Source organism: Agrobacterium sp. 33MFTa1.1 (assembly GCF_004328495.1).
Taxonomy (GTDB): domain Bacteria; phylum Pseudomonadota; class Alphaproteobacteria; order Rhizobiales; family Rhizobiaceae; genus Agrobacterium; species Agrobacterium pusense.
The window spans coordinates 369,565-389,947 of record NZ_CP036360.1 but is presented as its reverse complement, the minus strand read 5'-3'; the positions used below and the strand labels follow the sequence as shown (position 1 = coordinate 389,947).

The 20,383-nt window shown below is 58.3% G+C and carries 22 protein-coding genes, 1 pseudogene and 1 other annotated feature; of the genes and pseudogenes, 12 read left to right on the top strand and 11 right to left on the bottom strand.

The window, feature by feature from the left end:
- The gene (locus EYD00_RS25285; RefSeq protein WP_193604427.1) at window positions 1–1,611 is read left to right on the top strand and encodes an ABC transporter ATP-binding protein; all 1,611 of its coding nucleotides are present in this window, start codon (window positions 1–3) and stop codon (window positions 1,609–1,611) included.
- A 490-nt stretch (window positions 1,612–2,101) separates the two neighbouring features.
- Here EYD00_RS25285 and groL read toward each other — a convergent pair whose 3' ends face one another.
- Together groL and groES are read right to left on the bottom strand one after the other, a co-directional pair.
- A complete protein-coding gene (groL, locus tag EYD00_RS25275; protein ID WP_034499741.1) occupies window positions 2,102–3,727 on the bottom strand; it encodes a chaperonin GroEL in 1,626 nt (541 codons plus the stop codon).
- A gap of 54 nt (window positions 3,728–3,781) precedes the next feature.
- Window positions 3,782–4,096: a co-chaperone GroES gene (groES, locus tag EYD00_RS25270; RefSeq protein WP_006699024.1), complete on the bottom strand. Its 315-nt coding sequence runs from the start codon at window positions 4,094–4,096 to the stop codon at window positions 3,782–3,784.
- Window positions 4,097–4,371: 275 nt separating this feature from the next.
- On the opposite strand from groES, the gene EYD00_RS25265 reads away from it, so the two are divergent.
- Window positions 4,372–4,644 carry an usg protein gene (locus EYD00_RS25265; protein ID WP_006699025.1) on the top strand — a complete coding sequence of 91 codons (273 nt, stop codon included), beginning with the start codon at window positions 4,372–4,374 and terminating at the stop codon, window positions 4,642–4,644.
- Window positions 4,645–4,787: 143 nt separating this feature from the next.
- Here EYD00_RS25265 and EYD00_RS25260 read toward each other — a convergent pair whose 3' ends face one another.
- Window positions 4,788–5,219, bottom strand: a complete 432-nt coding sequence (locus tag EYD00_RS25260) for a hypothetical protein (protein ID WP_034499739.1) — start codon at window positions 5,217–5,219, stop codon at window positions 4,788–4,790.
- Between the two features lie 429 nt (window positions 5,220–5,648).
- Between EYD00_RS25260 and EYD00_RS25255 the strand changes: the two genes are divergently transcribed.
- Window positions 5,649–6,443 carry a DUF2243 domain-containing protein gene (locus tag EYD00_RS25255; RefSeq protein WP_034499736.1) on the top strand — a complete coding sequence of 265 codons (795 nt, stop codon included), beginning with the start codon at window positions 5,649–5,651 and terminating at the stop codon, window positions 6,441–6,443.
- 490 nt (window positions 6,444–6,933) lie between these two features.
- A complete protein-coding gene (locus EYD00_RS25250; protein ID WP_034499734.1) occupies window positions 6,934–7,584 on the top strand; it encodes a LysE family translocator in 651 nt (216 codons plus the stop codon).
- 88 nt (window positions 7,585–7,672) lie between these two features.
- Here the strand turns inward: EYD00_RS25250 and EYD00_RS25245 are convergent, their stop codons facing one another.
- The 3 genes from EYD00_RS25245 to EYD00_RS26055 form a co-directional block, all read right to left on the bottom strand.
- The gene (locus EYD00_RS25245; RefSeq protein WP_081859582.1) at window positions 7,673–8,062 is read right to left on the bottom strand and encodes a GFA family protein; all 390 of its coding nucleotides are present in this window, start codon (window positions 8,060–8,062) and stop codon (window positions 7,673–7,675) included.
- A 443-nt stretch (window positions 8,063–8,505) separates the two neighbouring features.
- Window positions 8,506–9,993, bottom strand: a complete 1,488-nt coding sequence (locus EYD00_RS25240) for a SulP family inorganic anion transporter (RefSeq protein ID WP_034499732.1) — start codon at window positions 9,991–9,993, stop codon at window positions 8,506–8,508.
- 74 nt (window positions 9,994–10,067) lie between these two features.
- Window positions 10,068–10,123, bottom strand: a sequence feature (sul1 is cis-regulatory element that is thought to sense ions involved in sulfur or methionine metabolism; They are found in Alphaproteobacteria).
- 885 nt (window positions 10,124–11,008) lie between these two features.
- Window positions 11,009–11,650 carry a hypothetical protein gene (locus EYD00_RS26055; protein ID WP_034499729.1) on the bottom strand — a complete coding sequence of 214 codons (642 nt, stop codon included), beginning with the start codon at window positions 11,648–11,650 and terminating at the stop codon, window positions 11,009–11,011.
- 275 nt (window positions 11,651–11,925) lie between these two features.
- Between EYD00_RS26055 and EYD00_RS25225 the strand changes: the two genes are divergently transcribed.
- Window positions 11,926–13,359, top strand: a complete 1,434-nt coding sequence (locus tag EYD00_RS25225; protein ID WP_051674330.1) for a sensor histidine kinase — start codon at window positions 11,926–11,928, stop codon at window positions 13,357–13,359.
- Window positions 13,356–14,000 carry a response regulator gene (locus tag EYD00_RS25220; protein WP_034499726.1) on the top strand — a complete coding sequence of 215 codons (645 nt, stop codon included), beginning with the start codon at window positions 13,356–13,358 and terminating at the stop codon, window positions 13,998–14,000. Before EYD00_RS25225 ends, EYD00_RS25220 begins: the two co-directional genes overlap by 4 nt.
- Here the strand turns inward: EYD00_RS25220 and EYD00_RS26050 are convergent.
- Entirely contained in the window at window positions 13,997–14,497 is a 501-nt protein-coding gene (locus EYD00_RS26050) for a hypothetical protein (RefSeq protein WP_034499723.1), read from the bottom strand. The two genes, EYD00_RS25220 and EYD00_RS26050, sit on opposite strands and share 4 nt — an antisense overlap.
- 755 nt (window positions 14,498–15,252) lie before the next feature.
- Between EYD00_RS26050 and EYD00_RS25210 the strand changes: the two genes are divergently transcribed.
- The 3 genes and pseudogenes from EYD00_RS25210 (at window position 15,253) to EYD00_RS25200 (ending at window position 16,789) form a co-directional block, all read left to right on the top strand.
- Window positions 15,253–15,642: a Y4oE-related protein gene (locus EYD00_RS25210; protein ID WP_034499720.1), complete on the top strand. Its 390-nt coding sequence runs from the start codon at window positions 15,253–15,255 to the stop codon at window positions 15,640–15,642.
- A 119-nt stretch (window positions 15,643–15,761) separates the two neighbouring features.
- Window positions 15,762–16,358: pseudogene (locus EYD00_RS25205) on the top strand (extracellular solute-binding protein); the annotation flags it as partial.
- Window positions 16,359–16,462: 104 nt separating this feature from the next.
- A complete protein-coding gene (locus tag EYD00_RS25200; RefSeq protein ID WP_051674328.1) occupies window positions 16,463–16,789 on the top strand; it encodes a WGR domain-containing protein in 327 nt (108 codons plus the stop codon).
- Window positions 16,790–16,927: 138 nt separating this feature from the next.
- Here the strand turns inward: EYD00_RS25200 and EYD00_RS26045 are convergent, their stop codons facing one another.
- Window positions 16,928–17,092, bottom strand: coding sequence for a hypothetical protein (locus tag EYD00_RS26045; protein ID WP_022557193.1), 165 nt, complete (start codon window positions 17,090–17,092; stop codon window positions 16,928–16,930).
- Between the two features lie 398 nt (window positions 17,093–17,490).
- Here EYD00_RS26045 and EYD00_RS25195 point away from each other — a divergent pair, with 398 nt between their 5' ends.
- Window positions 17,491–17,769: an HU family DNA-binding protein gene (locus tag EYD00_RS25195; protein WP_006699033.1), complete on the top strand. Its 279-nt coding sequence runs from the start codon at window positions 17,491–17,493 to the stop codon at window positions 17,767–17,769.
- A 65-nt stretch (window positions 17,770–17,834) separates the two neighbouring features.
- On the opposite strand, the gene EYD00_RS25190 is transcribed toward EYD00_RS25195, so the two are convergent.
- Together EYD00_RS25190 and EYD00_RS25185 are read right to left on the bottom strand one after the other, a co-directional pair.
- Entirely contained in the window at window positions 17,835–18,167 is a 333-nt protein-coding gene (locus tag EYD00_RS25190) for a hypothetical protein (RefSeq protein ID WP_034499718.1), read from the bottom strand.
- 56 nt (window positions 18,168–18,223) lie between these two features.
- Window positions 18,224–18,547 carry a DUF736 domain-containing protein gene (locus tag EYD00_RS25185; RefSeq protein WP_034499714.1) on the bottom strand — a complete coding sequence of 108 codons (324 nt, stop codon included), beginning with the start codon at window positions 18,545–18,547 and terminating at the stop codon, window positions 18,224–18,226.
- A gap of 405 nt (window positions 18,548–18,952) precedes the next feature.
- On the opposite strand from EYD00_RS25185, the gene parS reads away from it, so the two are divergent.
- Window positions 18,953–19,438 (top strand): Xre family toxin-antitoxin system antitoxin, encoded by a 486-nt coding sequence (gene parS, locus EYD00_RS25180; RefSeq protein ID WP_034499710.1) that lies wholly within the window; start codon window positions 18,953–18,955, stop codon window positions 19,436–19,438.
- Window positions 19,435–19,941 (top strand): RES family NAD+ phosphorylase, encoded by a 507-nt coding sequence (locus EYD00_RS25175; RefSeq protein WP_034499708.1) that lies wholly within the window; start codon window positions 19,435–19,437, stop codon window positions 19,939–19,941. The genes parS and EYD00_RS25175 overlap by 4 nt, the downstream gene beginning before the upstream one ends.
- Window positions 19,942–19,992: 51 nt before the next feature.
- Here the strand turns inward: EYD00_RS25175 and EYD00_RS25170 are convergent, their stop codons facing one another.
- On the bottom strand, window positions 19,993–20,223 hold the full coding sequence (locus tag EYD00_RS25170; protein ID WP_128636328.1) for a hypothetical protein: 231 nt from the start codon (window positions 20,221–20,223) through the stop codon (window positions 19,993–19,995).
- Window positions 20,224–20,383: the final 160 nt, after the last annotated feature.

Below are 20,383 nucleotides of genomic sequence, written 5' to 3'. Positions count from 1 at the left end.
ATGAAGACGACAACTGACACCATTCTTTCCGTTCGCGACCTCAAGGTCGATTTCACCACGCCGGATGGCACTGTCCATGCCGTCAAGGGCATCGACCTTGACGTTAAACAGGGTGAAACGCTCGCAGTCGTCGGGGAGTCCGGCTCGGGCAAAAGCCAGACGATGATGGGCATCATGGGATTGCTTGCATCCAATGGCGCCATCAGCGGCTCGGCGAAATATCGCGGAAGGGAACTTCTTGGACTGCCTGTCGGCGAGCTGAACAAAATCCGTGGCGCGAAAGTCACCATGATCTTCCAGGAGCCGATGACCTCGCTCGATCCTCTCTACCGGATCGGTGCGCAGATTGCTGAGCCGATCATTCACCACCGCGGTGGCAGTAAAAAGGAGGCGCGCGCACGCGTTCTCGAACTGCTGAGGCTCGTCGGAATTCCGGAGCCCGAGCGGCGTATAGACAGCTATCCTCACGAGCTTTCCGGTGGTCAGCGCCAGCGCGTCATGATCGCCATGGCGCTCGCGAACGAGCCGGACATCCTGATTGCGGATGAGCCGACCACCGCCCTCGACGTTACGATCCAGGCCCAGATCCTTGATCTTTTGAAGTCGCTGCAGCAACGCTTCGGGATGGCCATCGTGCTGATCACGCATGATCTCGGCGTCGTCCGCCACTTTGCCGATCGCGTCGCGGTCATGCGCCGGGGGGAAATCGTGGAGGCTGGGACAACGGAGGATATCTTCGAGCGCCCGAAGGCGGATTATACCCGGATGCTTCTCGATGCCGAGCCCCGAGGGAACAAGCCTGCAGTCAGCCGAGAGGCTCCGATCGTGCTTTCCGGCCAGAACGTAACGATCGATTACACAATTCCGGGCGGCTTCCTGTCGAAATCGAGCAAGTTCCGGGCCGTTGATGGCGTGAACGTCAATCTTCATCAGGGACAGACGATCGGCATTGTTGGCGAATCCGGGTCAGGCAAATCCACGCTCGGTCGCGCTCTGCTGCGCCTGATCCAGGCCGATGGCCGGATTTTCTTCGGAAAACAGGAAATCACCGGGCTTGATCGAAAGGCCATGCGGCCGCTACGGCGGCATCTCCAACTGGTGTTCCAGGACCCCTATGGTTCGCTTTCGCCGCGACAGACGGTAGGCGAGATCATCACCGAGGGGCTCTTCGTTCACGACCAGAACCTCAACCGTGCGGAACGGGACAGGCGCGCAATCGAGGCGCTGAAGGAAGTGGGCCTCGATCCCGCCGCCCGCAACCGCTACCCCCACGAATTTTCCGGGGGGCAACGCCAACGTATCGCCATTGCCCGCGCCATTATTCTCAAACCAGAGGTCATCATTCTTGACGAACCCACGTCGGCGCTGGACCGGTCCGTTCAGGGCCAGGTTATCGACCTCCTGCGTGATCTACAGAAGGCCCATGGCCTTTCCTACATCTTCATCAGCCACGACCTGTCCGTCATCAAGGCCATTTCAGATTACGTCATCGTCATGAGAAACGGAAAGATCGTCGAGGAGGGAGAGACAAACGCCATCTTCAACCGGCCGTCGGCTGAATATACGAAAACACTGATCAAATCCGCGTTTTCGGCGGCGGTGGTGGGATGACTAAAAATTCGGCCACTAGTAACTCGCAGTGCGGTTAACTCGACTATGCAAAGCCAGGAGACATTAAACAGGCCCCTCCTCAGTCGATGTCGCATCCGTTCCGAAATTCGGGCAGTCGAACTGCGACGAGGTCGCCATGTCAACCGCGCAGCATTCCACCCTGACTGACAGCAGAATGGAAAAACCTCGGCGGAACCGATTTATTTCCTGGTGAAAGTTTCGTGTGGTCGATTTCGCTTTCGCAGAAACCTTTGCCGCGAAGGGTTGGGGCTGGACGACTGACGCACATATTGGAGGAGTGGACGCCGCTCCTGACGCCCGTGGCCCTTTATTATTCCGGGAGGAACAGCCCACCGGCCGCCTTCACTGCGTTCATCCAGACGCCCGCGAATTTGCAGAAGAGGACTCGCGCTGGTATTTGGCTGGTCAGGCTCCGCATCGTTACTCACGGAGCACCAAACAGGGGGCGCCCTCTGGGCGCCCCCTTCCATCAAAAGTCCATTCCCGCTCCGGCGGGTGCAGGCGCGGCATCCTTCTTCGGCTTTTCGGCTATCATCGCTTCGGTCGTCACCAGAAGGCCTGCTACAGAGGCGGCATCCTGAAGCGCAGTACGAACGACCTTGGCCGGGTCAATAACGCCCTGCGCGTAGAGATCACCGTATTCGCCTGTCTGTGCGTTCCAGCCAAAGGAGAAGTCCGTCTTCTCGCGCAGCTTGCCGACGATAACGGAGCCTTCCGCGCCGGCGTTTTCGGCGATCTGACGGACGGGTGCCTCGATTGCACGGCGGACGATATCAACGCCGACCCTCTGATCCTGGTTGGCCGTACCGAGATTGTCGAGCGCCTTGACAGCGCGCAGCAGCGCGACGCCACCGCCAGGCAGGATGCCTTCCTCTACCGCCGCACGAGTGGCGTGCAGCGCATCGTCGACGCGGTCCTTCTTTTCCTTTACTTCGACTTCCGTCGAGCCGCCAACCCGGATGACGGCAACGCCGCCGGCGAGCTTGGCGAGACGCTCCTGCAGCTTTTCGCGGTCATAGTCGGAAGTGGTATCCTCGATTTGAGCGCGGATCTGCGCAACACGCCCGTCGATCTCGGACTTGGAACCTACGCCGTCGATGATGGTGGTGTTCTCCTTCTCGATAGCCACCTTTTTGGCGCGTCCGAGCATGTTGAGCGTGACGTTTTCAAGCTTGATGCCAAGGTCTTCGGAGATGACGGTACCACCGGTCAGGATGGCGATGTCTTCCAGCATGGCCTTGCGGCGGTCGCCGAAGCCAGGCGCCTTGACGGCAGCGATCTTGAGGCCGCCACGCAGCTTGTTGACGACGAGCGTTGCAAGGGCTTCGCCTTCGACGTCTTCAGCGATGATGAGGAGAGGCTTGCCCGACTGGACCACGGCTTCGAGGACCGGCAGCATGGCCTGCAGGTTCGAGAGCTTCTTTTCGTGGATAAGGATATAGGGATCCTCAAGTTCGACCCTCATCTTGTCCTGATTGGTGACAAAGTAGGGCGACAGATAGCCGCGGTCGAACTGCATGCCTTCGACGACTTCAAGTTCGGTTTCTGCGGTCTTTGCTTCCTCCACGGTGATGACGCCTTCGTTGCCGACCTTCTCCATTGCCTCGGCAAGATAACGGCCGATCTCCGTATCCCCGTTCGCAGAGATTGTTCCAACCTGGGCGATTTCGGAATTGCTGGTTATCTTACGAGCGTTGGTCTTCAGCTCCTTGACGACAGCATCGACCGCAAGATCGATGCCGCGCTTCAGGTCCATCGGGTTCATACCGGAGGCAACCGCCTTGGCACCTTCCTTGACGATCGCCTGGGCGAGGACAGTTGCGGTCGTGGTGCCGTCGCCGGCCAGATCGTTTGTCTTCGAAGCGACTTCGCGCAGCATCTGCGCGCCCATATTCTCGAACTTGTCTTCAAGCTCGACTTCCTTCGCGACCGACACGCCGTCCTTGGTGATGCGCGGTGCGCCGAAAGACTTGTCGATAACAACGTTACGACCCTTGGGGCCAAGGGTGACTTTCACGGCATTAGCGAGCACATCGACCCCTCGCAGCATGCGTTCACGGGCATCGGTGTGGAACTTGACTTCTTTGGCAGCCATTTTTTTAACTCCTCAATAGGCAGCTATCTGACTGATGGGTGTAGGGTAAGACGCTCAGGCGGCTTTCTTCTGCTCAGCCTGGGCGCCGATGATGCCCATGACATCGCTTTCCTTCATGATCAGCAGGTCTTCGCCATTGATCTTGATCTCGGTGCCTGACCATTTGCCGAACAGGATGCGGTCGCCCACCTTGACGTCGAGCACCTGGATCTGTCCGGCATCGTTGCGCGCACCGGGCCCAACGGCGATGACCTCGCCCTCCTGCGGTTTTTCCTTGGCAGTGTCGGGGATGATAATACCGCCTTTGGTCTTTTCTTCGGATTCGACCCGGCGGACGAGAATGCGGTCATGAAGCGGTCGGAACGACATATTTTCCTCCGTGAGACAAAAAAGATGACGTCTGTTCTTACCGGGCCGGGGGTGGCCGACCCGGAAGTGCGAACCTCGTCCGAGCGTTCGCGCGCAAAAATCTGGTTTGGCGATTTTTGAATTTCAAGAGGTCGACGCAAAAAAATCAGCACTCATGATCGCCTGCTGCTAATGCGCTGAAAAGGAACGAAATTCTGACGGTTCGCGTTGAGAAGACCGTTGATACCTGGAAAATTTTGCGCCACACTTTGTCGTGTCACGAAAGGAGATGAAGCATGCAGTTTTCATCCGATCTCGAACGCCAGCTCAATGGCTATGGCCTCACCACTGCCCACATCCTTTATCGGATCCCGGATTTCGAGGCCGTGCTCCAGACCTTTGTCTGGCAGGATTATGACCTGGCCCCGGACTTCCCCGAAATGCACAAGTTCCTTGACTTTTGGCAAACGAGGCTCGACGGCCCCCTTCACTCCGTCCGCTTTACCCACCAGCGTTTGATTGGGCCGAATGAATGGCGTCGCATTGACGGCGAGTTCCGTCTGCAGTGACAGGTAACCGACACAACACTCGGGCGGAGGGGGATATAGGCGCAAAAGCAACGGGCATGCGCCGGGGAGCATCCACCCGTCGAGGGACTGCTTTTCATCCGGTCGCACCGGCGGGGCTAAACCTCTTCCGTTTTGGGGCTGGATCACGGCCTCCGGCGTGTGTGGTCCTCGCCAGTATTCTCCAGCGCAGCCATGATCGCGTTCTTGATCTCGTCCTCCATCGCCTTCCGCTCGTCGGGCGACATTGCGGCAAGATCGCTTTCCGTTAATCCGCGCGCCTCCAGATACTGCGCCCTGATTTTTTCGCCGAGGCTCATATGCGCCCATTTGCTCAGTTCTTCCTCCGGGCTTGGCCCGCCGTTCTGCAGAGGCGCCTCATCAATGTGTCCGGCCGGTTCTCCCTGAAGCGACCAGAGTACATTTGCAAGATTGGAGGAGAGGGGCGCGGGGGCGCCCCCGAAAGAAGTTGCAACGGGCCGCTCAGCAGCCCGGTCGAGGCCTGTGTGAGTGACCTCCTGCGGCCGTAAACGTGTGTAAATCGCGGCGGTTCCGCCAATCCGGTCGATTGCAGACATTCGATTCTCCTTTACTCACAACCTGGAGCAACTCGCTTGCGTCTGGCTTGTCATTAGACGCGGCCGAAGTCATTGGTCCGGGTAGGCCCGCCCCCGGCCGCCAGTCACCTGAAGCGGCTTCACGGAAAAGCGAACGTCGCAGAGCACCCTCGCCCGATCTGTCGCTTGCTGCGCGTGGTTCCTGGAACGGCTTGACCTTTTGTTGTGGAGCCCCCGCTCATTCGCGCCGTTACGAATACGTGTTGTGCAAGCACTTCCGCGACCCAAGTCAGCCGCTAGCCGCTCCCCGTTTTGATCCTCGCGATTGCCTCTTGATACATAAGCAGCCGCAGCTCCAAAGCCCCGTGCGACCGGCTCATGCAACTACGGACACTGCGGAACATTGGGCCGTTCCTGAGGTTGGAATGGCAATGGAGTGGAGGGAAATCAATGACAGACGCAGGAGCTGAAGCAAGCCTCCGGCCCTTTTCCGGAGAGTTTCGATGGGCCGGTTATATGCTGGGCTTTGGTCTCGGCGGGTTCTTCGATGGCATTGTGTTGCACCAGTTGTTGCAATGGCATCATCTTTTAAGTGGTCTTGAGCAGGCACGCCTCGATATTCGCCTTCTCATTCTCTGGGATGGTATTTTTCATGCGCTGATGTACCTCGTTGCTATCGTTGGCCTTTGCTTGCTCTGGCGAGCCCGTAATGAATTCCCTGCTCCAGGAGCGGATCGGTTTCTGTTTGCCAATGCCGTCGTCGGCTTCGGTGGATGGCATGTCCTTGACAGTATTGTGTCACACTGGCTGCTGGGAATTCACCGGGTCCGTATGGACGTGGATAACCCGCTTTTTTGGGATTTGCTCTGGTTTGCCATGTTTGGACTTATCCCTTTGACCATTGGCTGGATACTGCGCCGGAGCGGGTCAAGAAGGGGAGGTGGTGTACCCAGATCGCCGGTTTTGCTCGTCGTGGCGGCACTGACTGCGGGCCCGCTTGCTTTGCTGCCGCCGTCCGGTCAATCACAGGTGACGGTACTTTTCTCACCCGGCACAAGCGAGCTGGATGCCTTTGCTGCCATTGCCGCGGTAAACGGCAGGATAATTGCCTCTGACCCGTCGGGCCAATTGTGGGCAGTGGATATGCCGGCGGATGGAAATCCCTTGGAACTCTATCGCCACGGTGCACTGTTGGTAAGCAACGCCGCTCTGCCCCTCGGCTGCTTCAACTGGACCAGAGCCTAGCAAAGAGGGTGATCCGGCCGGAACAAAACTAACGACGTTCGCCCGATTTTGCTGTGCGACAGTCTAATTCGCAAGCCCATATAGACCTCGCAAAGGCAATCATTGCGTCTAACGTCGCGGGATTTTTCCCGCGGCGCCTAACGACCACAATCCGGTATTGCGTAGCTCCGTGTCAGGTCGGGAACAAGTTTCGGCATTTTGTCGATGATTTCCCGCGGGCCTGGCATATTCAAGCGAGGTACCGCTCTCCCACGATATAAACAGCCGGAAGGCCCGCGTTTAAACCGTGGAGCGAGCGTCACAGGTACCGGTTCACATCGAGGTTGCCATAGTAGTTCAAGCCGCCACTGAAGCTGGTTCGTTCGAAGACATCAACGTGACGTGCGAACTCCATACTCACTGAACCATTGGATGGCGGCACAACAAGCCGGTCTCGCATCGAACGGTTTTCAATGCTATTGCTATCGCCACAGAGGGGAGTGACACAATCATGGATTCGATAATTCCCGGCGCGGCCAATCTCAGCCTGTTCGTCAGCGCCACGCTTGTTCTGCTTCTCGTGCCTGGGCCGGCGGTTCTTTACATCTTCGCCCGCTCGGTCGAGCAGGGCCGTTCTGCTGGCCTCGTCTCGATTCTGGGCATTCACGCGGCCACACTCGTGCATGTCGCCGCGGCTGCTGCAGGGCTGTCGGCGCTCCTGGCGTCTTCCGCGATCGCCTTCAGCGTGGTGAAGTATGCCGGCGCGGCCTACCTGATTTGGTTGGGCTTCAAGAAGCTTTTCGGTCCCGCGAGCATTCCCGATTTTAACGGCGCAGACCAGCCGCGCAGTCGCGGACGCATTTTCCGCGAGGGTTTCCTGGTCAACCTCCTCAATCCGAAAACCGCGTTGTTCTTCCTCGCCTTTCTGCCGCAGTTTGTTGAGCCCCAGCGTGGCCATGTGGCAATGCAGGTTGCGTTCCTCGGGGTTCTTTACACAGTGATCGGAGTGCTCACGGACGGCGCCTATGCACTCGCTGCCGGGACGGCGGGTAACTGGCTGAAGCGCAGCCCGGTCTACCTTAAAGCTGAACGCTGGGTCAGCGGGTCCATTTACATCGGCCTCGGATTGACGGCCGCATTTTCGGGAAACCACAAAAAGTAGGTTATGATAATACATGCAGGCGACGAGGGCCGGAAGCTAACGTCGCGCCGGAGTCATGGTAGAGGCTTGCGGTCGCAAACGCGGCGGGTCAATGGGATCCCTCACTTCGCAAACACAAAGAGACCCAAGGGAATTGCATTGCTTCATATTCGCTCTGTGTCGGTTCGATGCCTGATGGATCCTCAAAACAGCCAAGGGCAATCGCGACGAGGTTTGGCCGGAATTCCGGGAGCCAATATACCGTAGATCCGCAGCAAGGACAAAAGCGGAACTCCAACTCCTTTCCGCTTTCGCCCCGGCGTAGAAATGCCTTATGGTTGCCGGCTGCGGTCACCTGGCCCGCCCCGTAAAACACGGCAACGCCGAACGCGGAGCCGGTACGGCGCTGGCATGCCTGGCAGTGGCAGATTGATACCTTCACCGGTTCGCCTTTCGCCGTTAGTGTCAGTTGTCGACATGAGCAATAAGCCAGACGCATTATGTGGTTGTCCCGGGTTGCGCTTCTTTCCACCCTGAATCACGTTCCAAAGAGTAAGCAGCGCGCGTAAAAGCGACCAGCTATTTATTCTCTGAACAGCGCTGCAATCGTTGACCGCTGCGAGGTGTACGCGTGATCTGTTGCGGCCTCGCTAGAGTCAGTTTTCATCTCGATCATCTTGCCGCAATGTCACCTTTAAACCTTCTTGCCTGACCGTGCTACCGGCATTCCTCGAGCGGCAACAAGACCAGTCTCCCTTCCTTCAATCTCGGGCCGTCAGGGCGGTATGATCGGTGCAGGTCGTTGCGCCAGCCATCAGGCCCGGGTGCAACTGTAAAAGCGAAGCGCGCCGCAACGGCGCCCATCGACACCTTCAGGTCCGCCGTAATTCGGTTCGATCCATGACGCTCGCCCACAACATCAAGGCGCACGGATGCAGGCGGTCAGTGTAGTGCGGCGCTTGCCGCGCGCCGCTCATCCTTGTCGTGCAGCGCGAAGCGATCAACCATATCAGCACTCGCTTCGTTGAATCCGAGAACCTCGACCTCGTTGCCCGCCTGACGGAGCTTCAATACGACCTTGTCCAACGCGCCAATTGCGGTGATGTCCCAGAGATGGGCCCTTGTGAGATCGATGATGATCCGTTTGCCCTTATCGGTGAAGTCGAAAGCTTGGATAAAGGCTTCTGCCGACGCAAAGAAGACCTGTCCAACTACTGCATAGGTGACACTGTTCTGTTCGGGATTCTCCAGCCGCGTGACCTTGAACAGACGGGCTACCTTGCCAGCGAAAAAGATGCCGGACAGCAGGACGCCAACGATCACGCCTTTCGCCAGATCATGTGTTGCAACGACGGTGACGACGGTCGCCAGCATGACGAAGGACGACGGAAGCGGGTGACGTCTCAGATCGACGATCGACCTCCAGGAGAAAGTGCCGATTGAAACCATAATCATAACCGCAACAAGCGCGGCCATGGGGATGATCCGGACGAGATCGTTGAGGACGACGATCAGAAACAGCAGGAAAGAACCAGCCACGAAGGTTGAAAGACGTCCTCGACCACCAGATGTTACGTTGATGACCGATTGTCCGATCATGGCGCATCCGCCCATGCCGCCGATCAGTGCCGAGGCGATATTCCCCGCGCCCTGTCCAACGCATTCTTGGCTCTTGTTGCTGGGCGTGTCCGTCATATCATCGACTATCTGCGCGGTAAGCAGCGATTCCAGCAGGCCGACAGCAGCAAGTGTCACCGAGTATGAGAAGATGATCTGCAGCGTCTCCCAGGTCAACGGAACCTGAGGAAGCATCAGGAATGGGATCGAAGAGGGAAGTTCGCCAAGGTCGCCGACCGTGCGCAGGTCCATGCCGAACCACCAGGCCATGGCCGTGAGAACCACGATGGCCACAAGCGGCGATGGGATCGCCTTGGTCACGTATGGAAAGAGGTAGATGATGGCAAGACCGCCTGCAATCATCATGTAGGTGAGCGTCGGAACCCCCACGAGTTCGGGTAACTGGGCCATGAAGATCAGGATCGCAAGCGCATTGACGAAGCCTGTGATGACGGAACGTGAAACGAAGCGCATCACGCGGCCCAGCCTCAGCCATCCCGCAGCGATCTGGATGATGCCCATCAGGATGGTGGCGGCGAAGAGATACTGAAGACCGTGGTCCTTGACCAGCGAGATCATGACGACAGCGGTCGCCGCCGTGGCGGCAGAGATCATGCCCGGCCGGCCGCCCACAAAGGCCGTCACGCAGGCGATTGCGAAGGAAGCGTAGAGGCCGACCTTGGGATCGACACCCGCAATCACCGAGAAGCCTATCGCTTCCGGGATAAGCGCGAGAGCGACGACAATACCCGAAAGTACGTCGCCACGGATGTTGGAGAACCACTCCTGACGGTAGTTTGAAAGAGTTTGCATAGGAATATTTTTCACAGTTGAGGCAACGGGCCGAGCGAAACTCGGTCCTCGAAATGGCATAGGTTGCGTTGCTGTGTTGTCTGGCGGATCGGCGGCCAGAAGAGCCACCCGGAGTTTCACCGGGTCCTTGTGGATGACGTTAACTAGCTCACGCAGGATCGGTTTGCAATGATCGACCCGGTCCAAGCCTGCCAGAAAGTCCGATTTGGTGGTCAAGATTGCGGATGCGAGGCCGTTTACCTGGAATGATCCTTATAAAGGGCTAACGCAGTCAGGCTGCCTACAGTTGATCGATCATAGAAGCGGCCGGTTGGGACGCCGCACCTTGAAGAAGATAATCTGTCCGCTGACGCGCCCCTCTTGTGAACCTAAAGAGGGGCCATGAACCGACATCTTTTCTCGGACGTGGGTCGGCTTCAAAAGGTGTTCTCAACGCAGGACTGACAGGGACTGGAAAGTGATATTCGAAACACGCGTGACGCTCGCCGGGCGCGGTTGACTGAGGGAACGTTCCTGCCGTTCGCGCGCACCGCCTGGAGCAGTTGCTCTAGCGAACCGACGGAATCGATGAAGATAACGCGTCATCGTTTCGGATAGCCGAGAAAATGGGATATGCGATGCGACGACTTGCGAGTGTCAGAGAGCGTAACGCTTCTGAAAAGACCAGCCCAGTCACATTTGACCGCTTCGGCCAGGGGCTGATCTCCGGCTATCGGCCTTAAGTGGGCCGTAACCACGCACGAGATCTCCATTGTCGCCGATCATTATCGTTGGCTTGCGCATGTTAGCGGCAGCCAACTTCACGGCAAACGGGTCGCCTATATGACATCGCCGGATCAAGCTCGCGGCGGGCAACTTGATCCGGCGATAGTGCCGGTCATTACTCCGGCAATTAAATGCGGTCGACCGACACCAAACTCTCAAGGCGCAGGACAGAAAACTTGCAGCCACGTAGGTGAGTTCCTGATCGCACACGAAGGCAGGTCCAGGCGTGCCACCCCTTTACGGGTGTCTCTCAGTTTCCGTCTTCTTGTTCGAGAGCGTCGCGAACCTCCGCGATTTTCCCTGTTTCTGTTCCAGCGCCTAAAATGCTCTTCGCTTCGGCAAGCTCCCCGTCGGTGACCGGCCTGTTTGCCAACTGTTCCAGCGCCGAGACAAGGGCAGCTTCGCTAAGCGCGGGGTCTGTGGGCACGGCCCCCACCCCGTACTGAATTTCGAATTCCGCATATGCCTTCACGTAGGCTGCAAGCGCCGCCATCTTGGGGTCCTGGGAATTCAGATAGGCATGGTAGTTTCTCTTCATCGAGTTGAGGCTACCGGTGCCGGGCTTTGCGCTGTGCGTTTTGGATTTCTCGGCATGAGATTTTGAAGTTTTGTCGGGATGATGCGATTTCGATGGTGCCGAAGAGCCCTTGTGCGCGGATGAATTCGAGGACGCCCGGCTTTCGCCGGCGCCGGATTTCCCTCCGCCATGGCCTCCCCCGTTGCCACCGCCGTTTCCTCCTCCATTACCACCGCCATTGCCGCCGCCATTACCGCCGCCGCTCCCGTCCTTCGCAAATGCTGCGTGCGTGAAGCCGGGAGTATCTCCCGCCATGGGGGCAAGGGCGAGGACGAGCCCAAGGCTTGCGGTACCGATCAGCGAGGAGATTTTCATGTGCAGGTCCTTTTCATGGTCGGTCACCGCTTGCGCAGAGCCGCGGTGCCAGCAAATCGTTACGCACTACAATATTGCCGAAATCTCGGGTTTCTACTCCACTCCGACCTATGCCCTGGGCATTCGGACCATAGTCCGATTGATCACGACCGATGGTCGCTGATTGTATGGACCGGACGACGAGCTCACATCGGGGAAACCGGTGCCTCCCGCGGGCATGGTGGACACCCTGCGTTGACGGGTAGCTATGAAGGATTGGGAGATGAGTGCTGATAATGCGCATTCTGCGGACAGGCCCTAACCAGGAGGCGCCGATAACGAGCCCGGTGGCACGCTGGAATTCCCAGTCACTCGCACGGCAGTTCCTGCTTGCGGGTGGTTTTGTCGCGATCTGCGCAATGGTGGTCGTGGGCTATTTCGTTGCCAGTCTGATCGAAAACGCCGTGACGCGGAACTCCGCGGCAACGACCGCGCTTTACGTCGACAGCGTGATTGCTCCTCTGTTGCCTGACATGCAAACCACCCAGAGCCTGGACGATTCGATAACACGGGCCCTGGATGAGACCCTTGGGCAGGGCGCACTTGGGAAACGACTGTTTTCGTTTCGGCTCTGGCGCAGCGACGGTACTATTCTCTATTCCAGCGAAAAAAGCCTTTCCGGCAAGCAGCTCCCACTGTCCGGCGACCTTAAAACGGCCTTTACCGGCCGGATGACAGCGAGGTTCAATCGGATCGACGGCGTCGAGAGCGATGCCGAACGCGATAGCGAAAAGCCACTTCTGCAAATCTACAATCCGGTCTTGCAGCCGTGGTCGGGCAACGTCGTCGCCGTCTCTGAATTTTTTGAGGTCGCCGACGAATTCGAATGGAGTCTTAAACAGGCCCGCCTCCTGAGCTGGCTCGCGGTCGCGGCGTTCACGACCATATTTTTTGGCCTCTTGTCGATTATAGTCCTTCGTGGAAGCCGAACCATCGACAGCCAGCGCAGGGCCCTCAATGACCGCATCGATGAACTCTCCGCCCTGCTGCGGCAGAACGAGGCCTTACGCGCGCGTGTTCAGCGTGCGACACAAAGGGCCACGTCCCTTAACGAGAGTTACTTGCGCCGCATCGGTGCCGACCTGCACGACGGTCCCGCACAATTGGTCGCCTATGCATCCTTGCGCCTCGACAGTCCGAAGCTCGCCGATCCTCGTACACCTGCCGAGGAGCGGGAAACGTCCTTGACGAACATCAAGACAAGCCTCGATGACGCCATGGCAGAAATCAGGGGCATTTGCAGCGGGCTGATGTTACCGCACATAGAAACGGACAGCCTCGCCGCGCTGCTGAAGCGCGCGATTGTTGCCCACGAGCAGCGCACGGGCGTCACTGTCGACCTCTTACTCAACGAAACACCTGCGTATCTTTCCAGGGCTGCAAAGATTTGTATCTATCGTTTTGTTCAGGAGGCCCTGAACAATGGCTATCGCCATGCGGGCGGCATTGGACAAAAGGTTACACAATCATCCGAAGGCAGCCAAGTTACCGTCGAAGTAGCGGACGAAGGGCACGGTTTCAGAATGAGCGACGTTTCACCCGAGAAACTCGGCCTCGCCGGTCTTAGGGACCGCGTTGAAAGCCTGGGCGGAGTCTTCCATCTCTTTTCATCCGATCGTGGGACCATCGTGCGGATGTCGCTTAACATCGAGGAAATGGAACAGGCATGACCGAGGAGCAGATCAGTCTGGCAGTTGTGGACGATCACCCTCTCTTCAGGGAAGGTGTTATCCGAAGCCTGACCGAAATGGACGAATTCAAGATCGTTGGCGAGGGTAGCAACCGGGACGATGCGCTGCGCATAGCCGCGGAGCACCGACCGGACATCCTGCTGCTCGATATCTCCATGCCTGGAGGCGGGCTGGAAGCTGTCCCGCTCATACTTGAACAGGTCCCGGCCCAAAAGATCGTGATGCTGACGGTTTCCGAGGCAGGCGATGACGTCATGACAGCTCTAAGGGCCGGGGCCAATGGTTACGTCCTGAAAGGAGTCGGGTCCCGTGCACTGGCTGATATCATTCGAACCGTCGCGGCAGGTGAAAGTTACGTCGCTCCGACACTGTCGGCACGTCTGATTTCCCAAACCGGGTCAGGCGCCCGAGCCAATCCCTTTGTCGCGCTCACGGAGCGCGAACGGGAAGTGCTCGAGCTGGCATCTGCAGGGTTAAGCAACAAGCATATTGGGCTGAAACTGGATTTGCACGAAAAGACGATAAAACATCACATGACACAGATCTTTACCAAGCTCGGCGTGAGCAACCGGACGGAAGCCGCGATGGCATTTCGTGACGAGATTGACCGGCGCCGTTAGCGGAGGAAGGCCCTGAGCCGCTGCTCGTCAGAGAATGTTGCATCGCGATTGACGATTGTTCTGCCCTTTGCATCCTTCATCACGTATCGGCCGCGCTGAACGCTTTCGCTGATGCCATCCTTGTGGCGGACAGTCAAAGTACCGCGACCTGCATTCGCCGCGTCGTCGACATCGGCCTCGGTTTTCGCAGCCTTTCCGGTGCCTGACGACTGGCTGTTATTGTTTCCCTTGTCGCCCGAATTACCGTTGCCATTGCCGCCACTGTTACCGTTGCTGCCTCCGTTTCCGCTGCCCCCTCCATTGCCGCCGCCACCTCCTCCGCTGCCGCCACCGCCGCCATTGCCATTGCCACCACCATTACCGTTTCCGGCCTCAGCCAACTGCTCGTGAAATGCAGCGGATAATCCGTGAATTTTGATCGTATAGGGAAGAGCCGTGTTAAAGAGGGTCAACAGCAGACACGGGAAAACGGCGATCAGTTTGCGGCGTGGTAACACCTCCAGGCTCCTTCGGGTTCGATCTGTATGCTAAGGCTGCGGAAATCTGACCGCACCGATGGGCAAAACTTTGAGCCCTTACAAGTCGTCACTACACCTTGGACGGTCAAGCCCAAATTTTTGACAAAAAGGTTTGACGGGACTTCAGCAGACACGCGAAATAACTTTCGTCTCCCTTCGATCAGACCAAGGTCGGGAATAAAGTGGACCAAGGTCGGGCAGCATGCTTGGCACGCAGTATCCTTTGAGAAATGTGAAAGACATTTCACCAGGCCGCACGCCGAGACGGGGCCTGTTTCTTGGCCGTGCGATGACTATCGTCCAACCGGGAGGCAGCGCTGGCAGGAAGTCCAAGAATGTCAGTTCGACATTCGATCCATAACCGGCGCCGCGGCAACGCGCGAACCACTCGACCCGACAAAAGTGAGGCGAGCCTTACCGCCAGCATCTCTGGAAGGTTCGGTCTTAAATCTAGACGGCACCCGTGACCCGTTCGATTATGCGACGGCATGACCACTGCACACTGCTCATATCAGCCAAAGGACGCGACGCCGAGAGCAGAATGGATCGTCCCGTCGGACGTAAGCGACCACAGGTATGTGAATTGAACTATAAGGCTTCCCCCTGGCGCCAGCCTGATCTATCCTGTTAGCCGACATGACAGTCGATGTGCATCCGGACGGCGAGGGTCGCCAAGGCAATGTCCGGCCACAAGCGACTTCGAAACTCGGCCGGACTCTCAATGGAGAGTCGTCATGTCGGAACAATCTGCTGCATTGCCGTCCCTACCCTTCGCACCCGTCGACGTTTGCGACGGAATACATGCTGCTGTCGCCTTCGAGGTGCTGCGCGATCAATATAGCCTGCAGGCCGCGACGATTGCGGCGTGGTGCGCCATCGACGCGCGCAGCCACGGTGATGAGGTCCGGTACCGTTTCTGGTTCGGCGTGTTTTGCGACCTTCGCAAGGCCTCGCCTGTCTTTTCTCTCCTGCCACCCACAGCCTCCAAACTGCGGCCGTTGTCCCCTGAAGGAACCGATCTCCTGTCTGCACGCGGCAGAGGCGGCGATGTCGATCGCCTGCTTCACTCCAAGGATATCGGGAGCGCTATTATTCGTCAAATTCGATCAATCATCGAAAACTAATATTGGAACTGGGACGCAATTCTTTCGCAAAGTCTCCGAAACGCCAGTCAACCAGACAAACGTGAGGGTGAACTATGAAATGGAAAATTCTGTTTGTTACATTAAGTGTAACAGTGACGATGGCCGACAAGGCGAGTTCCGAGCAGTTGATCGTCAACAGCTACGGCGGACCCTACGAAGAGATTATCCGCAGCCGGATCATTGAACCCTTTGAAAAAGAGTTCAATGTGAAGGTTATTTATGACGCCGTGGGGTCCGCGTCGCAAGATTACGCGAAAATCAAGGCGACACGCGGCCGGCCAGGCTTTGACGTCGTCGTCATGACTGCCTCTCAGTCGCTCGACGGGTGTCGCGATAACCTTCTCGAAAAGTTCTCAACCGAAACCGTACCGAACATCGCGAAACTGAATCCGAAGATCAGCGGCATCGCCGGAGCCTGCGGAGCCGTCCACGAGGTCCAGTATCTTTCTCTTCTGTGGCGCAAGGACAAACTCGCGAAAGCGCCCGTATCCTGGTCGGCGTTCTTTGATGAAGAGCTAAAGGGAAAGGTGATCCTTCCGACTTTCCAGAACATCATGGCGGCATATCTCATGCAGATCATGTCTGTCACGAATGGGGGCGATCTCATGGACAACGTTGACCCAGGTTTCGAGGCCATGGGCAGGCTCGCCAGTCAATCAATGGGCTTCGAACAGTCCTCGTCGATTATGGAGAACTCAGATCATCCCTCGGAAACCCATCATCAGCATGAATCAATCAAGGCAGACCGATTCAAATATGTCGTTGGACGCGGAGTCCGCCTTGTCCGATTCTCCGTTTCATGATTGCACAATCCTACCAGATCTATGTCGAACGCATCGACGACAGGAAAAACATGGCCCGCTATTATGCCATGTCGATCGAGCCCAACCTGTTCGGCGAGACATGTCTCATCCGTCGATGGGGTCGTATCGGCGCGAAGGGTCAAAGGCGGGAGCATCATTTCGCGCGGGAGGAAGAAGCGGTCAGGCTCTTTCTTCAGCTTCTGCGAAAGAGACGGTCGCGCGGATACAGGCCGAAACCGCCTGTCCGGCAAGCTGAAATGCTGACAGATAGCGAAGGGTGCGCCAAGGGGCGACGCTGTTCCCACGGGATGGCCCGGCGTTAAAGACGAATGCGGATCCCACCGCTTCCCTCAATCAGGAAACGGGGCCCGTTCCGGTGACCGCGGATGCAAAGCGAAGCTTCGGGTTTGAACCGCCGGTGGATCCGGCGCGTCAGACCAGACGACAGGGCAAAAGCCGCCTCAGAAGGGCGGCTCGATGTCGATGACACCCTCCTGCTCGGCCATGATCACCGCCAACTCGGCGCATGCTAGTTCCAGCTCGACCTCGATTTCGCGGCGTTCGTCGCGGTACACGGCGTTTCGCAATTCGGCTCGCAGTTCTTCAATGTGTTGTTCCAGAAGCATCGTCGTCGTCTCCTTGACGTTTGTGAAAGACGACGCGCGCGGTCATGGGGGCGTGGCCGGGTCAAGGATCGCGCCAGCGACCGGCGGAGCCGGCGAGTGGGGGAGCCGATTTTGTTGGAGCGCAGGGTACCGGAGCGGAGGCAAAATTGGGGGCACCGCTCGTCCTTGAGGCCGGCATGCCGCCATGGCATCCTCAGACGGACTGAGCAGACATTTCCTCTCCGTATCGCACCCTGACCCGAGGACGGGCTCGATACCCGTCTTCGGGTAACTGACGTGTGATTAAGTGAATAACTGTGGAGATCCCGGGCTTTGCGAACGATTTGCCGCGGCGTGTCGATGACAGACCCGGTCGACAATGGCAGGGATTCTGCATCTGACACGATGCGGAGAAGAAAATGACCACGACCAATGAAATTGCCGACAAGATTGCCAGCGAGCATGGCCTCACCAAGGTTCAGGGAAAAGCTATCGTAGAGGCGGTGATCGCTTCGATCACCGAGGCGGCCGTGGCCGGCAACGAGACATCGCTGCCCGGCTTCGGCAAATTCAAGGTGAAGGACACTCCGGAGCGCGAGGCGCGTAACCCGGCGACTGGCGCGACGATCAAGGTTGCCGCCGCGAAAAAGCTGGCTTTTACGCCTGCCAAGGCTCTCAAGGATGCGCTGAACAAGTAATCTTACCAGGCAAGCAAAAAAAACAGCCCGGCAAGCGTGCCGGGCTGTTTCGTTCTAGGCTTGCATCAGCAGGCAGATGTCACGTTTATAAGATCCTGAATAATCGTATCGCTGACAACGTGATGCGCTTCACGGGCGTGATCGTCCAGCAGCCTGTGAAGAATGCCGGATGCCAGAGGTATGAAGTCGAAACCGCGCGCGATTGCCGCGGTGCGCAGTTGCGACAGTGTTTCGAACTCCCGAAACTCCGTACCCAGCCAGAGCTCCAGATCCTCGCCATCGGCATCCGGAAATGCCTGGAGGAAGAACGTCTGAAGCGGACGGTCGTAGCCGATGATGGCATCCGGGTCTGAGTGGCGGGATGCGGTCCGGGTGACAGTGATTGTGTAGCGGCTCATGGCGGTCTCCTTTGGAATGGGGAGGCCGACCCCGATGTCGGGGCCGGCGATCTGGATCAGGCCGGGCTGTTCCAGAGGATGACCTTCTTGCCCGGCTCGCCGCCGGGCGCCGGGGCGACGTTGCCGAAGATCACGCCGATCTCAGGCGCTTCGAGCTTGGTGGAGATGTATTCCTCGCCGGTCTGGCGGGAGATGCGGTTCCAGCCTGCGCCGATCTCAAAGCCGGTCTTGCGATGGATGATGCGGTAATCAGGGGCCTCTTCGCTCGCCTTGCTGGCATTCGGGACGAGGGCGATCGGGGCGTTGACCCGGATGGTGGCGAAGACGCCTTCGAGAGTGCCGTCGGTCTTTTCGGTTAGGGTTGCGATCGTAGTAGCCATGGGATTGTCTCCTTCGTTGCATCGGGACCATTCCCGATGGCGCCCGAAGAAGGGGCTGCGCCGCGGGCGTCACCGAAGCTTTAGCGGAGGGGAACCCCCTTGCGGGGTTGACGCTGATCGCGGCCGGTCCCTTAGAAAGGCGACATAAAGAACGGGAATGGTCCTTGATTGCGACGTCGGCCGGAGACCTCGCCCTGGCTGCCCTTGCGGACCCCGCCAAGTACCGCGCTCGTGGCATGCGTGAGTGGCATTCGGATCAACGGACCCCCGCCACCGGCCAAGCCGAGGGGACGCGAGTGATCGGGAACGTCATGATCCCAGTGTGACCGGGCCGGATGCGCCCCGCCTTGAAATACACCACGACAGATGACATATTGTACGCGACACTTGACGTGGAGAACGATAATGGCCCTCGCAGCTAAAGCCCGTTCCACAACAGTCGCTGGTGGAAAATTGCAGAAGATCGAAGCCCTGCTAGGCGGTTCGCGGGTGCTTGCGCGCCGGTTGACCAGTGTGCTTGATGCGCATGAACTGCTGTTGCACGGCTTGCCGGCCTCAGCGCTCGATCACCTTGTCGGCAATCTTGTCGTCATAGGCAAGAACGAATCGCTGGAAAAAGCGGTCGGCATGAGCCTGCGCACCTGGCAGCGCCGGAAGGACGCGCTGTCCAAGCCGCTCAGCCAGGAACAGAGCGGCCGGGCCTGGAAGTTCGCCGAGATCCTTGCCAAGGCGACGGATGTCTTCGGCTCGCAGGCGGAGGCCGAGCAATGGCTGGAACGCCCAGCGATCGGGCTTGATCAGCGCCGGCCGATCGATCTTCTCGGCACGCCCGCCGGCGTCGAATTGGTCGAGGATCATCTCGACCGCCTTGAATACGGCGTCTATGCATGACCCTTCTACCGATTGCGCTCGGCGGAACCAGGCTTGTGGCATGGCGGCTCGATCAAGCCATCCATGCGGCGACATGGGATAGTGGCGAAGGCGCCTATCGGGTTGGCGGACGCTGGAACAGCAAGGGCGTGCGGGCGGTCTACTGCTCGCTCGATCCAGCGACGGCGATCCTTGAGGTGGCGGTGCACAAGGGATTCCGGGCACTCGATACGGTCGCCCACATGATAACGGCGGCCGTCGTTGCCGACCCCACCGATGTCCACGTCGTTGATCCGGCGACCGTACCCAATCCCAACTGGCTGCGGCCGGGCATTCCCGGCGCGGGACAACAGGCCTTCGGAGACGCGCTGCTGCGCCGACACCCGTTCGTCGCGGTCCCCAGTGCGGTCTCGACGCACAGCTGGAACCTGATCTTTCTAGCGGGTGGCGGGGCAGGTGCCTATGCGCTCGAATTCCAGGAGGCGTTCGCGCTCGACACGCGGCTGCACCCACCCGGATCCTAGACCGTCGGGACGTGGATGAAGCCTGCTCTGAAGGCAGCGCCGCGACGGACATCAGTCCAGGCGGCAGAAGTGCCACCCCTGAAGTAAGGCAGCCACATCATGAAGGCCTTGCTGAAGCGGCCGAGGATCGGACTGCCTTGCTTTTTCACCGCGCACATCCTGCCATTCCCGAAGACAGGGATAACCGGTTACCTGGCTGAGGCGAAGTTCATGGCTCATCGTCGTAGCCTTCGCCGCGCGCCAGCCGATCGAGCGCATCTTCATGCCGATGCCAGCTAACACGTCGGCGTCCTGAATGCGTGATCCCGGCTTCAGGTCACACAGGGCGATCCTGAGAGACATAATGATGGCGGCTACGATTCAGAGGCCCTCTTCAACGTTGATCTTGAAATATGATGGCAAAATCTCCATACTGCCATCATTCCTATCAGTTATGCAGGAG